We start from the raw sequence: 14088 nt of genomic DNA on the forward strand, positions 1-14088 counted from the left end.
CATTTCATGAAGCGGAACACCGTTCTTAAGCTCTCCGGCGTCGAGCGCCAATATGGCCAGGGAGAGACAGTACTCTCGATCCTCAAGGGAGCCGATTTTACGCTGAACAGTGGCGAAATCGTTGCGCTCGTTGCTCCATCAGGTACGGGAAAGTCGACGCTGCTTCATCTTGCCGGTCTGCTGGAGCATCCCGACGCGGGAGAGGTCAGCATCAACGGAAACCCGTGCAACGGCCTGTCCGACGACAAGCGCACCGCGATCCGCCGCGGGGAAATCGGTTTCGTCTACCAGTTCCATCATCTGCTGCCGGAGTTTTCGGCGATTGAGAACATCATGATGCCGCAGATGATCGCCGGCTTGCCGCGCGGTGAGGCTAAGGAACGGGCCGCTCAACTGCTCGACTACATGCGGATCGGCCACCGCGGCGCGCATCGTCCCGGCGAGCTGTCCGGCGGCGAACAGCAACGAGTGGCAATTGCCCGCGCCGTCGCCAACGCGCCCAGCCTGCTGCTCGCCGACGAGCCGACGGGCAACCTCGATCCGGAAACGGCAAGCTACGTCTTCGAAGCGCTGGAAGCGTTGGTGCGCCAGTCCGGTCTTGCTGCATTGATCGCGACGCACAATCACGAATTGGCCCGCCGCATGGATCGCCGCGTGACTATAGCCGACGGCAAGGTTGTGGATTTCTGAGGCGGTTGACACCGCTCAGGGGGTGATCAAACCACCGCGATAGTCGAGTTCGTAGGCGTCACGCCCGTCGACCTTGATGCTTTCGTGGCCGCGGAAATGCGTACAATCGCCATCGCTGCGATCGACATAGCGCCCGAGCGCATGACTGAACTCCATGCCGCCCAGAAACCGGCCGTGCTCGGCGTACATCCGTGACAAAGCCGCGGTGATCACCGTACCTGCGGCGGTGGAATCGATCAGCTCCGGCTGGACGATTCGGCCGAAGTAATTCATCGCCCAAACCGGCTCGCCTCCCAGCCACACGACCTCCTGCCCGGCAAAATCGGTCCCGCCGAAATAGCTGTCGAGATAGCGCCAGGGACCGCGCTCATAGCCGATGTCGTGTGAACCGGTCCGACTGGACGTTTGCCTGACACCGCCCGCCACATAGGTCTGAGACTTTGCCTCGACGATGAAGTCATTGAGCTCCGTGATGTTCATGCCCGCTCCGCTGTGACGTTCAGATCAATCGGCGCGTCCGCAGGCTTTCTGCCCGACGTCGTCGTCCCATTCCGCAATGGAAATCGTCTTGGCGTCGACCTTCGAAGCCCTGCCGTTGCTGGTGACCTTGCCCGTCAGCACGTTGTAGTCACAGGCGCCGTTGTCGCTGGTATCCAGCGTGTCATAGTGGCTGAACGTATATCCGGCGACAACGAACTGCTCGTTGCGGTAGGCGAGCGTCAATGTCTGCTCCCAGCGATCGCGGCCGATACCCGAATTCTGCGAGTGCACCGCAATCGATCCGCTCGGCAAAGCCTCGATCGAGGGGTCCTGACCGAACATGCCGTCCAGGCTTCCGTTGCCCCGGACCTTGCCGGGCGCATGTGCCGCCAGTGTCAACAGCGCATGATCCTTGTCCCTCAGGTAGATATAAATGCCGATGTCGTCCCCTTGCGCAGGCGGTGCTACCAGGAGTGCGAGGTCTGCCTCGCCATCATGATTCCAATCGCCCGTCGCTCCGCCGATAATTTTCGCCGGATCGATCTGTTCCGCGAAGGCAGAGCCGGCAGCAATGCTCAATACAGCCGTTAGGACAATCCTAATCATGATTCTCTCCGTTCGGTCGCGAGCAGAAGAGCGGAAAAGATTCCTGTTGACAATAGAACATGTGCAGAACAAAATAAAAACATAAGAGCACAGGAGAGCCAAATGACTGATATGATCCGTGATATCGCAGCATTCACCTCCATCGCAATGTTCGTTGCCAGCTTCTCGCTGATTTGCATGGCAATGTAGAATTCAGGGGACCGCATGGCTGCCATGCGGTCCGAATGCAGGACGTCGTCTGGACACTCTCGCTGACAAAGCCGACAATGGCCCGATTCATCGTGGCGATTGGAAGGGCATGTTATGGCGGATACGGAGCAGGACGGTTTCATCGGCGGAACGCCGGGGTTCGTTCATCTGCGTGTCCATTCGGCCTATTCGCTTCTTGAGGGCGCTCTGCCGCTCAAGAAGATCCTCTACAAGGCAGCGGCCGACAGCCAGCCGGCGATCGCCATCACCGACACCAACAATCTGTTCGTCGCCCTCGAGTTTGCGCAGAAGGCGATGGACGATGGCCTGCAGCCGATCATCGGCTGTCAGGTCTCCATCGACATGGAAGACGGCCTCGAGACGGATCGGCGCGGCGGCCAGCAGGCACTCGTGAAACTGCCGTCGATCGTGCTGCTGTCGGCGACAGACGCCGGCTACGAGCGGCTCGTGGACCTGGTCAGCCGGGCCTATCTCGGTGACGAGGGCGGAGGGCAATCGGTTCACATCCGCTCTTCCTGGCTGGACGAGATCGGAACAGAAGGCCTGATTGCGCTGACGGGTGCGTCGACCGGACCGATCGACATGGCGCTGAGAGAGGGCCACGCAGCGCAGGCCGAAGCGCGGTTGTTGTCATTGAAACAGCGTTTCGGCGACAGGCTCTATGTCGAACTTCAGCGCCACGGTACCTATGATAAGCGCCATGAACAGCGGGTGATCGGGCTCGCCTACGCGCACGATCTGCCGCTGGTCGCGACCAACGAGGCTTTCTTTCCGACGCGTGACGATTACGACGCGCATGACGCCCTCATGGCCGTGGCTCACAATGCGATCGTGTCCGACGACAGCCGCTTCCGCCTGACGCCGGACCACTATCTGAAAAGCCGCGCCGAGATGGTAAAGCTGTTTGCGGATCTGCCCGAGGCCCTGGAGAACACGCTCGAGATCGCGCGGCGATGCTCCTTTGTCCTGAAGACCCGCAAGCCCATCCTGCCGCGCTTTACCGGTGCGACTGCCGATCCGGAAGAGGCAGAGCGCGAAGAATCGCTTGAGCTCCGCCGTCAGGCTGTGGAGGGGCTGGACAAGCGCCTTGAAACGCTCGGCATGTCGCCCGGGTACGAGGAGAAGGACTACCGCGAGCGCCTGGAATTCGAGCTGAGCGTCATCGAGCGGATGAAGTTCCCCGGCTACTTCCTGATCGTTGCGGACTTCATCAAGTGGGCGAAACAGCATGACATCCCCGTCGGCCCCGGCCGTGGTTCGGGTGCGGGTTCGCTTGTCGCCTATGCGTTGACGATCACCGATGTCGATCCGCTGCGTTTCTCGCTCCTCTTCGAGCGCTTTCTCAATCCCGAACGCGTTTCGATGCCGGACTTCGATATCGACTTTTGCCAGGATCGCCGCGAAGAGGTGATCCGTTACGTGCAGCAGAAGTACGGTCGCGAGCAGGTGGCCCAGATCATCACCTTCGGTTCGCTGCAAGCCCGTGCGGCGCTGCGCGACGTCGGCCGCGTATTGGAGATGCCGTACGGGCAGGTCGACAAGATCTGCAAGCTCGTTCCGAACAATCCTGCCAACCCGACGCCGCTCTCGAAGGCGATCGAGGAGGAGCCGAAGCTACAGGAGGAGGCGGCGAAGGAGCCTGTCGTTGCTCGACTGCTCGACATCGCCCAGAAGATCGAGGGGCTCTATCGCCATGCCTCGACCCATGCCGCGGGCATCGTCATCGGCGACCGCCCACTGTCGAAGCTCGTGCCGATGTACCGCGATCCTCGGTCGGACATGCCGGTCACCCAGTTCAACATGAAATGGGTCGAGCAGGCGGGTCTCGTGAAGTTCGACTTCCTCGGCCTGAAGACGCTGACCGTCTTGAAGGTCGCCGTGGACTTCGTCGCCAAGCGCGGCATCAGTGTCGACCTTGCTGCGATCCCGCTCGATGACAAGAAGACCTACGAGATGCTGTCGCGCGGCGAAACGGTCGGCGTGTTCCAGGTTGAAAGTGCCGGCATGCGCAAGGCGCTGATCGGCATGAAACCCGACTGCATCGAGGACATCATCGCGCTGGTGGCACTCTACCGTCCGGGGCCGATGGAGAACATTCCGACCTACAACGCGCGCAAGCACGGCGAGGAGGAGATCGAGTCGATCCATCCGACGATCGACTACCTGCTCAAGGAAACGCAGGGCGTCATCGTCTATCAGGAACAGGTGATGCAGATCGCCCAGGTCCTGTCCGGCTATTCGCTCGGCGAAGCGGACCTTCTGCGCCGCGCCATGGGTAAGAAGATCAAGGCGGAGATGGATCAGCAGCGCGAGCGCTTCGTCGACGGCGCTATCAGGAATGGCGTTTCGAAGCCGCAGGCCGACAATATCTTCGAGCTGCTGGCGAAGTTCGCAAACTACGGCTTCAACAAGTCGCATGCCGCCGCCTACGCAATCGTCTCCTACCAGACGGCCTATATGAAGGCGCATTATCCGGTGGAGTTCCTCGCCGCCTCCATGACGCTGGATATGTCAAACACCGAAAAGGTCAACGACTTCCGCCAGGATGCCAAGCGTCTCGGTATCGAGGTCATTGCTCCTTCAGTGCAGACGTCGTTTCGCCATTTCCAAACCGGCGACGACCGCATCTATTACGCCCTCGCGGCGCTGAAGGGTGTCGGCGAGTCCGCGGTCGAGCACATTGTCGCGGTTCGCGGCGATACGCCGTTTGCCAGCCTGGAGGACTTCTGCCTGCGCATCGACCCCCGTCAGGTGAACCGTCGCGTGCTGGAAAGCCTGATTTACGCCGGCGGCTTCGATTGTTTCGGTCTCGATCGCGCGCAACTGTCGGCGGGTCTTGACCGTGTTCTTGGCTACGCCCAGCGTGCCCAGGAAAACAAGCTGAGCGGACAGTCGGATATCTTCGGCAGCGTCCTTTCGTCCGGCCCGGAAAAGATCTCGCTTCCCCCATTCTCGCCCTGGCTCGCGTCGGAACGGCTGCTCAAGGAGTTCCAGGTTCTCGGCTTCTACCTCACCGCCCACCCGCTCGATTCCTACAACAGCGTCCTTCAGAAGATGCGCGTGCAAACCTTCGCCGACTTCTCGGCGGCGGTGAAGCAGGGCGCAAGCAATGCGCGTCTGGCCGGAACCGTGATTTCCAAGCAGGAGCGCAAGACGCGTACCGGCAACAAGATGGGGATCATCGTTTTCTCCGATTCCTCGGGCCAGTTCGAAGCCGTGCTCTTTTCGGAAATGCTCAATCAGTATCGCGACATGCTGGAATCCGGAAAATCCTTTGTGATCACCGCAACCGGCGAGGAACGACCGGAGGGCATCGGTCTCAGGATTCAGACGATCCAGTCTCTGGAGGAGAAGTCGCTGCAGATGCAGAAGGCGTTGCGTGTCTATGTTCGCGATTCCGGGCCATTGCGTGCGGTCGCGGCACACCTCAATGCCAAAGGCGATGGCCTCGTTTCCTTCATCGTCATCAAGGAAGAAGGCAAGCGCGAGGTTGAAGTCGAACTGCCGCAGAAATACCGCATCACGCCCGAAATCGCCGCAGCCCTTCGCGCCGCACCAGGCGTCATCGACGTGGAGCTGGTTTGACGCTCAGCGGTGGGTAACAGTGATGAAGTCGGTGCCGGCCCCGGTTTCGTGCCCGAGGCCGGCATCGGAGATGGTCATCGTCGATCCGGGCGTCAGCATGGCATCTATCGTCCGGCGCGTCTCGTCGGGGATGTCGACCCGGCTCAAGGCATTTGAGATCGGCGTGCCGCTGATGATCGAACTTTCAAGATTGCTGATACCCAATCTCTTCATCGTCTGGCTGGAAAGCGTATTGGCAAGCGTGACGCCCAGCCAGTCCGCTGTACCGTTTTCCAGGTCGACGCTCTGTGCAGTCAGGAAATGCGTGCCCAGCGCCAGGCGCGGATCGGTGATCGTGATCGGAGCTTCGAAGACGGGCTTGAATCCCTGGCGGATCATGATGACCCCGTTCGGCGGCTCGCCCTTGCCTGCGGCAGCGTAGACGGCTCGCAGCAGTGCGTCACTCATCAGTGACTTGTCGTCACCGATTTCAAGCGGATGCTGCGCCTTGAAGTCGCCGATCGCCTGGACCGAAGCTGGCCCGAGCATCCCGTCCGGATCGCCGGCGGCATAGCCGAGTTCGTTGAGATACGTCTGCAGGTCGATGATTGCTTCGCGCTGCGTGCGGCGCGTGATGAGAATGCGGATAGGCTCGGCACTGATCGGCGCCGCTGCAGGCTGCATCTGGGCTCTTGGCATGGCGACGTCGTTCATCGCCACCTGGACTGGTAACTGTCCTATGGCCGGCCGAAGGACGGCGTCGGAAAGCAGCGGTGGAGGTTCAGGAGCATCGGGGTGGAACAGCGCCGGATGCTCGATCGGCCTTGGCGTCACTTCCGCGTCGGTTATGATGACCGGGACGCCCATTTCGGTCATCCTGTAGAGCTGCTTTGCAAATGCCGCGGGCATTCGCACGCAACCGTGCGAAGCCGGATAGCGCGGAACGGAATTCGATTCGTGGAGGGCGATGCCTGACCAGGTCAGCCGCTGCATGAACGGCATCGGCGCCGCCGAATAGAGGTTGGATTCATGGTACTTCTGTTTCTCGATCACCGAGAATATACCGCTTGGAGTTCCGTGGCCGGGCTTACCCGTCGAAACCTTCGATGTCGCGATGACGTCGGCACCGTCATAGACGGCAAGCGATTGCTTGTCCTTCGATACGAAGATCTGCAGCGTGCGCGCATCCGCGGCGAGCGCGGGGTGCACGAGTGCGGTGGCCGACAGCAAGCCAAGGCCGAAGACAAGACGCGAGAACATTGTAACCAACCAATACGCAATACCTGCAGGCAAGCCTAATCGGGGAAGCTTAAGGAAAACTTGAAATACCCGTCGGTGAGGCTGTCTCACATACTAGTGATCTCGCTTGCCACCGAACGTATAGCCGGTCTCGACCGTACCTTTACCGAACTTGTCGCGCAGCTTGTCCATCGCCGCCTCGACGGCGGCTCGACGCCCCTGGTCCACGTCGACGAGGTCTGGCGGATCGGCCCGCGCCGGATCACAGAGATCGGTCACGCCGATACCGATCAGGCGAAATTTCGTGCCGTCTGTTTCTTTCTCCAGAAGATCAATACCGGTGCGGAAGATCCTGTCTGCGAGCTGGGTCGGGTCCTCCAGTTTCCTGTTGCGCGTCCGCGACTTGAAATCGGCCGTTTTCATCTTGAGCACGACCGTTTGCCCGGCAATGCCGCTCTTCTTCAATCGCCAGGACACCTTTTCGGAAAGGCTGCGCAGGATCGGCACGAGATCCGTGTGGCGGGAAATATCGTCGAAGAATGTCGTTTCGGCAGACACGCTCTTGGCCGGATCGTTGAGGTGTACCTCCCGGTCATCCATTCCGCGTGAAAGACGCGCTAACCGCTGTCCCATGCTGCCATAGCGGCGCATCAGGTCAGTTTCCTCCATGGTCTGCAACTGGCCGATGGTACGGATACCGTCGGCCTCGAGCGTGGCTGCGAGCGCCTTCCCCACGCCCCAGATCGTCGTCACGGACCGTGGCGCCAGAAACGAGACGGCTTCCTCGCGACCGATAACGGAAAAGCCGCGCGGCTTCTGCAGATCGGAGGCGACTTTCGCAAGGAATTTGCAGTAGGAGAGCCCGACGGAAACGGTGATGCCGATCTCCCGCTCCACCCGACGCGCAAATTTCGCCAGTGTTCGTGCGGGAGGGTCGTGGTGAAGTCGCTCGGTACCGCCGAGTTCCAGGAAGGCTTCGTCGATCGAAAGCGGCTGCACGAGGGGCGTCAGTTCCTGCATCATGGCGCGCACCTCACGCCCGACCTTGACGTACTTCTCCATGTCGGGGCGGATGACGATCGCCTGTGGGCAGGCCTCCAATGCCTTGAACATGGGCATGGCCGAGCGGACGCCATGGATGCGGGCGATGTAGCAGGCGGTAGAGACCACCCCACGCTTGCCCCCGCCGATGATGACAGGCTTGTCGGCAAGATCGGGGTTGTCGCGTTTCTCGACTGCGGCATAGAAGGCGTCGCAATCGATGTGCGCCAGCGTCAGTTCGTACAGCTCCTTGTGCCGGGCGAGGCGAGGGCTGCCGCACGCCGCGCAGCGACGCGTTTCCGCCTTCTGCTCGGCAAGGCAGTCGCGACAGAAGCCGGGTGTCTTGGTGGGCGCAGGTGTCATGGGTGAGAACAAAGGTTGAACACGACGACGTTACGCTCTAAGCTTTCGAGTCTCAAGGGCGAGCTTGAGGTTTTGCGGTGCACATCCGCAGGGTCGCGGAGCGGCCGCCTACGCGACCGGGCTGACGTCTTTCGATTTCGCCGTCGCAAAGTGTTGGCGCAAAATATTGCCGGTGTGGTCCCAATCGGTCGCAGCTAAAATCGCTCCGATCGGCGGCGGCGCGAAGGGCTTGAAGTCCGTGTTGGCCATCATTGTGACGAGCAGGCATTCCGGCACATGATCGGCAACAGAAAGGAGATTGCGTTGGATATCGTCGACAAATGCGACAGGCAGGTCTCTGCGATTGTGCAGCTTGGCGACGATCGGTCCCTTGGGCTCTTCGGATGCGATCATGTCGAAGGCGAGGCCGAACTGGTCGAGAAGCTTTCGCCGGACGCCGTGGTGCCGGGGCGGCATAGCAGTCAGAAAGACGACGTCTGCGTCGACGGAAAGCGCATGCAGTGTTTCCACCGCTCTCTCCGCCGGCTTCTGCCAGAGATGCTGGTTCGCGAAGAAGACGTCTTCAAAAGCATAGACCTGCTCCTTGTCCATCTCGCTGCCATCGAGCAGCGAGACGATGTTGCCGTGAAGCCGAAAGGACCGGGGAAGAAGGTCGTAGTTGTGGGACCGCAGAAATACGGTGAATGGCGAGAGAAACTCGAGAACCACTTCGTCGATGTCGCACACGACGAGCGGCCGGTCGCCGAGGGTGATGTGATGGGGACTGGTGACGACGTCCAAACTCAATACTCCCCTGAGCCGAGCCCGGGCGCCGAAAAATGCAGCCACGCGGCATTGAGCGCTTCGGGCGCCGTGCCGGTCGCCTCGCAAAACGCCAGGGCTGTCGGCTCGTGGTTCATCAGAAAGTCCATCATGCCGTGCAGGAAGCCCGGCTCGTTGATTGCGTTGCGGACTTGTGCGGGTTCTACGCCGGTCAAGGCGAGAAAGCGACCGAACAAATCCGGCTCGTTGGCAAGCCAGGCAAGAACCGCGATGGCGGTCTGGTTCGGATCTGCGGCGAGTTGCTTGGACTTCTTGAAGTTGCTCTGCATTTCTTGCGCGAAATTACCTATTTTTCAACCAAATACCGGTAGCATGTGGCTATCGGTTTCATGGGTCCGTGCGGTCGCATGTCATTCTTGTGCGGCTGAACGGTTTCCAGAACGGACGTAGGACAGCATATCATGCCCAAGCAGGTGATGATTGTAGAGGATAATGAGCTCAACATGAAGCTCTTTCGCGACCTCATCGAGGCATCCGGCTACACGACGATTCAGACGCGCAATGGCATGGAGGCGTTGGATCTTGCACGCAAGCATCGCCCGGATCTGATCCTCATGGACATTCAGTTGCCCGAGGTCTCAGGGCTCGAGGTCACCAAATGGCTGAAGGAGGACGATGAGCTGCACGTCATCCCGGTCATCGCGGTGACGGCTTTTGCCATGAAAGGCGATGAAGAGCGGATCCGGCAGGGCGGTTGTGAAGCATACGTGTCAAAGCCGATATCCGTTCCGAAATTCATTGAGACGATCAAGACGTATCTGGGCGATGCCTGAGAGATCGGAAAGAAGCCTATGACTGCGCGAATCCTGGTCGTTGACGATATCCCGGCAAACGTGAAGCTGCTCGAGGCTCGGCTGATTGCCGAATATTTCGACGTCATGACGGCAGCCGATGGCTATCAGGCCCTGGCGATTTGCGATCGAAATCAGGTCGATCTCATTCTTCTCGACATCATGATGCCGGGAATGGATGGATTTGAGGTGTGCGAGCGCCTGAAGTCCAACCCCAAAACCTCACATATTCCTGTCGTCATGGTGACGGCACTTGACCAGCCCGCCGACCGCGTGCGCGGCCTGAAGGCCGGAGCAGACGATTTTCTGACGAAGCCGGTCAACGATCTCCAACTGATAGCCCGCGTCAAGAGCCTGCTGCGCCTCAAGACGCTGAGCGATGAGCTGCGGATACGCGCGCAGACCGCGCAGACGATGGGGATCGATGAGCTCCTGCGTGTCGATACGCGGGGCGAGGAGGGCGGTCAGGTCATGCTGGTCGACGGCCGCGCCAATTCACAGGAACGCATCATAAAGACGCTCAAGCCAATCGCCGATGTCTTCGCGATATCGGATGCGCAGGCGGCGCTCTTCGAGGCATCCGAGAATGCCTTCGATCTTGTGATCGTCAACGCCAATCTTGACAATTACGATCCCTTGCGGCTGTGCTCGCAACTGCGGTCGCTGGAGCGTACGCGCTTTCTCCCTATCCTCATCATTACCGAACAGGGCGACGACGAAATGGTCGTGCGAGCGCTCGAACTCGGGGTGAACGACTATATCATCAGGCCGGTCGACCCCAATGAACTCGTGGCGCGCAGCCTCACCCAGATGCGTCGGAAGCACTATAACGATCGCCTGCGAACCAGCGTGCAGCAGACGATCGAGCTGGCTGTAACCGATCCGCTGACGGGCCTCAGCAATCGCCGCTATCTCGATAATCATATCAACACGCTTTTCAGCCGATCGATGGCCCGCGGGCGTCCGCTGTCGGTGCTGATTGCGGATATCGATCGTTTCAAGCAGATCAACGACACCTACGGCCACGATGCGGGCGATGACATCCTCAGGGAATTTGCAAACCGCGTGCGCTCGACCGTCAGGGGTGCTGATCTTGCCTGCAGGTTCGGTGGTGAAGAATTCGTCGTCGTCATGCCCGACACCTCGCCGGACGTTGCTGCAACCGTCGCAGAACGGTTGCGCGCCGTGATCGAGACCGCACCATTTTTGGTGAAGTCGTCCGGGCAGGAGCTCAATGTCACCGCATCCTTCGGTATTTCCTCCCGCACGCAGTCCATCGTGACGCCTGGACACCTGATGAAACAGGCCGACCTCGCGCTTTACGAGGCGAAGAACGCAGGACGCAATCGCGTGGTCGCCGCTGCCTGATGCCAGTTTGCGGGCACCTGAAACGCCGCGACTTCCCGGTCGTCCACAGAAACGTGATGGATCTCTTGTCGCGGCTTACAATGCGGGCGTTTGAAATACAGCCAAGTACCGCTTGAAGGGATGGTAGGCCCATGCCTCTTGGAAGGTGCGGCGCAAAGCACAGGACGACGGCGGTTTAGCAAAAAATATGAGGCTAAATCGCCTCTTCTGGTAGATTTCCTCTATCCGGATGAATGCCGAGCTTCAGCGGAAGCAGGATGGCGATAATACTATTGGGCTATATTTTGCATTCCTTGATCACCGCAATAGCTATTCTAGTCCCGAAAGAGGATCGGATATGCGCAATTACGTTTCAAAGCGGGACTTTTAACCATAAAATCAACCTCGGAATTCTAACCATTAAGAATTTGTTGATTTTCTTTCATTTTCGCGCCAATTATCGGCTCATAAGAGAAACACGCTACCGTCTGGTGGCGCAAGAATACCCCATGATGCTCAGGTCCGCCGCATCTCCTGGGTCGTGGGGTCGGTCGGCTGGTATGCAACACTAGCGGTTCCTCGTGCCGCGTTGCTTGCCGGTCGACCCCCTTTCATGAAAACGCCGTCCTGCCCGTTGAACCGGGCAGGACGGCGTTTCTGTTTGTGCTTCCTGCCCCCGCGCTTGTCAGACAGGCAAAAAATGAAAAAGCGCGCAGCCGGTTGGCGCGCGCCTTTCGAAGAACCTAAGAGATCAAGAGATTACTTGATCTTGGTTTCCTTGAACTCGACATGCTTCTTAGCAACCGGGTCGTACTTGGTCTTCGTCATCTTGTCCGTCATCGTGCGGCTGTTCTTCGTCGTGACGTAGAAGAAACCGGTGTCGGCTGTCGACAGCAGCTTGATCTTGATTGTTGTAGCCTTGGCCATGGTCGTCCTGCCTTTAATAAAATGAAAGCCGTGGAAGGCCGGATAGGCTCCACGGCAAATTCTGGCGCGAAACTACGAATCTAGCCCGAAAAGTCAAGCCCGCTTTCGGATGAAAAGCAGTCTTATGGCGGAAAGCACGGCATAAAGGCCGAAGAAGCCGGCGATAGCCCAGGGAAAGCCGTTGTTTCCGGCAACGTCGATGGCAGCGCCGATCACCTGCGGGCCCGCAACGGTGCCGACGGCATAGCAGAAGACGAACGCTGCGTTGGCCGCCGCGAGGTCGGAGCCGGTCAATCGGGAGCCGAGGTGACTGAGGCCCACCGTGTACAGCCCGGCAACGCAGCCGCCCCAGAAGAGCAGCACCCCAGCCATCATGATCCAGCTGTGCACAAGCAGCGGCAACATCAGCGAGCCGATCAGGCCCATGAATGCCATCCCGGCAAGCAGCGGACGCTTGTCCTTCATGCGGTCGGAGAGAAGCCCGACCGGGATTTGAAAGATCATGTTGCCGACGCCCATGACCGTCAGCAGAAGGGCCGCCTGCGTCTCTGTGAAGGACGCGCGCACGGCGTAAATCGGAAATAGTGCCAGACCGCCCGCCTCCACGGCTCCAAAAATGAAAACGGCGGCCGTGGCGCTTGGCACAAGGAAGACGTAGCGCATGAAATGCAGCTCCGGCTTCTCTTCAAGAACGGGACTTTCATAACGGGCAATGTAGATCGGTATTGCGGCGACAAGGATCGCGCAGGCGCCGACCGCAAAGGGAAGCAATCCGTCGCTGCCGAGGATTGAAAAGAGCAGCGGCCCGGCCGCGAAGCCCAGCGACAGCACGGTCGCATAGATGCCGAGCACGAATCCGCGCTTCGAGGGAGGCGAGGCGGCGTTGATCCAGAACTCGGAGAGGATGAAAAGTGTCGTCGTTGCGCCATGGAAGGCGAATCGCAGCGGAAACCACATCCAGAAGTCCTGGGCATAGTAGAAGCTGATTGCGCTGAGCGCCGAAATCACCACCGCCCAGATCATCGTTTGTGCGACACCGTAGCGGTGCGCCAGCTTCGTCGTGATCGGTGCTGCCACCATGGCCGCAATTCCTGCCATCGCCGTGTTCAGGCCGATGAGTGTCGATGGGATGCCGCGCTTTTCGAGAATGATGCTGAGAAGGGGAAGCCCAAGGCCGATTGCTATGCCGACTGCTGAAATGGACGAGACGGCTGCCACCAGTGAAGGCCAATGGATTTCCTCGACATCGCCTGGTGTGCCGTTTCTCGGCTGAGACATAAATCCATCCCTTAGAGACCTATTACGGAGAATCGCGCGCCGCCGCGTACCTAGAGAGGCACAGGCGCGCCAAATCCGGATGACGGGTGTCCTTTACAAGATGAAAGGCGCCGGCGGCAATAACCTGAATAAATTTGGATGGATACAGACAATTGAACTTACCATGGAATGCGATCTTATCGCCGCGGTACGCCGACCGCAGCTTATTCGAGCGTCGCCCACTACACGCGAAATGTGTCGTGATGGTGAAAACCTGGCGATTGCCTAGCGGCGGCGGCCGGGGATCTCGTACTCGTCGTCACCATTATGTCCGCCGAAGCCATGCATCTTCATGGCCCATTGCAGCGCTATGACGCCACCCTTGATCGGCTGGATGACCATTAGTGTGGCGAGCAGCGTGATCGGCGTCCAAATCGTGAAGGTGAGCCAAAGAGGCATGGGCCAGACCATGTCGGTCATCATGTATCCGGCAATGATGACGTGGCCGATGACAACAATCGTCAGATAGGGGGGGAGGTCGTCCGAGCGATGATGATGCATCGCTTCGCCACAGGCCGCGCAATTGTCCACGGGCTTCAGGAAGCTCCTGAACAGCCTGCCGCTGCCGCATGCAGGGCAACGGCACAGAAGACCACGCTTGATCGATTGCCAGAGCGGGCGCTTGACCTCCTCGATATCGCCGAAACGGATGGCCTGGTCGCCTGAGGTGGTCGTCATGATCGCTTCCTTT

The 14088-nt window shown here is 59.5% G+C and carries 13 protein-coding genes; 4 read left to right on the forward strand and 9 right to left on the reverse strand.

All coding sequences use genetic code 11. From position 1 onward, the window contains the following. The first annotated feature begins 6 nt into the window (after positions 1-6). Positions 7-690 carry an ABC transporter ATP-binding protein gene (locus tag ASC97_RS04945; RefSeq protein WP_057467239.1) on the forward strand — a complete coding sequence of 228 codons (684 nt, stop codon included), beginning with the start codon at positions 7-9 and terminating at the stop codon, positions 688-690. Positions 691-705: 15 nt separating this feature from the next. Here the strand turns inward: ASC97_RS04945 and ASC97_RS04950 are convergent, their stop codons facing one another. Further along, positions 706-1170 (reverse strand): DUF5680 domain-containing protein, encoded by a 465-nt coding sequence (locus tag ASC97_RS04950; RefSeq protein ID WP_057467240.1) that lies wholly within the window; start codon positions 1168-1170, stop codon positions 706-708. Positions 1171-1194: 24 nt separating this feature from the next. After that, on the reverse strand, positions 1195-1776 hold the full coding sequence (locus tag ASC97_RS04955) for a hypothetical protein (protein WP_057467241.1): 582 nt from the start codon (positions 1774-1776) through the stop codon (positions 1195-1197). 303 nt (positions 1777-2079) lie between these two features. Here ASC97_RS04955 and dnaE point away from each other — a divergent pair, with 303 nt between their 5' ends. Further along, complete coding sequence (gene dnaE, locus ASC97_RS04960; RefSeq protein WP_057467242.1) at positions 2080-5571, forward strand: DNA polymerase III subunit alpha; 3492 nt, start codon at positions 2080-2082, stop codon at positions 5569-5571. 3 nt (positions 5572-5574) lie between these two features. On the opposite strand, the gene ASC97_RS04965 is transcribed toward dnaE, so the two are convergent. The 4 genes from ASC97_RS04965 to ASC97_RS04980 all read right to left on the reverse strand — a co-directional run bounded on the left by ASC97_RS04965 (position 5575) and on the right by ASC97_RS04980 (position 9284). Next, on the reverse strand, positions 5575-6810 hold the full coding sequence (locus ASC97_RS04965; RefSeq protein ID WP_057467243.1) for a L,D-transpeptidase family protein: 1236 nt from the start codon (positions 6808-6810) through the stop codon (positions 5575-5577). A 93-nt stretch (positions 6811-6903) separates the two neighbouring features. Beyond that, the gene (locus tag ASC97_RS04970) at positions 6904-8193 is read right to left on the reverse strand and encodes a DNA polymerase IV (protein ID WP_057467244.1); all 1290 of its coding nucleotides are present in this window, start codon (positions 8191-8193) and stop codon (positions 6904-6906) included. A gap of 108 nt (positions 8194-8301) precedes the next feature. After that, a complete protein-coding gene (locus ASC97_RS04975) occupies positions 8302-8973 on the reverse strand; it encodes a hypothetical protein (protein ID WP_057467245.1) in 672 nt (223 codons plus the stop codon). A 2-nt stretch (positions 8974-8975) separates the two neighbouring features. Next, positions 8976-9284, reverse strand: coding sequence for a DUF3572 domain-containing protein (locus ASC97_RS04980; protein ID WP_057467246.1), 309 nt, complete (start codon positions 9282-9284; stop codon positions 8976-8978). A 132-nt stretch (positions 9285-9416) separates the two neighbouring features. Between ASC97_RS04980 and ASC97_RS04985 the strand changes: the two genes are divergently transcribed. Beyond that, the gene (locus tag ASC97_RS04985; protein WP_003547430.1) at positions 9417-9788 is read left to right on the forward strand and encodes a response regulator; all 372 of its coding nucleotides are present in this window, start codon (positions 9417-9419) and stop codon (positions 9786-9788) included. An 18-nt stretch (positions 9789-9806) separates the two neighbouring features. Further along, entirely contained in the window at positions 9807-11174 is a 1368-nt protein-coding gene (locus tag ASC97_RS04990) for a PleD family two-component system response regulator (RefSeq protein WP_057467247.1), read from the forward strand. 738 nt (positions 11175-11912) lie between these two features. On the opposite strand, the gene rpmG is transcribed toward ASC97_RS04990, so the two are convergent. The 3 genes from rpmG to ASC97_RS05015 all read right to left on the reverse strand — a co-directional run bounded on the left by rpmG (position 11913) and on the right by ASC97_RS05015 (position 14075). Further along, entirely contained in the window at positions 11913-12080 is a 168-nt protein-coding gene (gene rpmG, locus ASC97_RS05000) for a 50S ribosomal protein L33 (protein WP_003547442.1), read from the reverse strand. Between the two features lie 93 nt (positions 12081-12173). Further along, positions 12174-13358, reverse strand: coding sequence for an MFS transporter (locus ASC97_RS05005; RefSeq protein WP_057467249.1), 1185 nt, complete (start codon positions 13356-13358; stop codon positions 12174-12176). Positions 13359-13622: 264 nt separating this feature from the next. Further along, positions 13623-14075: a DUF983 domain-containing protein gene (locus ASC97_RS05015; protein WP_057467251.1), complete on the reverse strand. Its 453-nt coding sequence runs from the start codon at positions 14073-14075 to the stop codon at positions 13623-13625. Between the last annotated feature and the right edge of the window lie 13 nt (positions 14076-14088).

It is taken from the genome of Rhizobium sp. Root1203 (assembly GCF_001424945.1).
Lineage (GTDB): Bacteria > Pseudomonadota > Alphaproteobacteria > Rhizobiales > Rhizobiaceae > Rhizobium.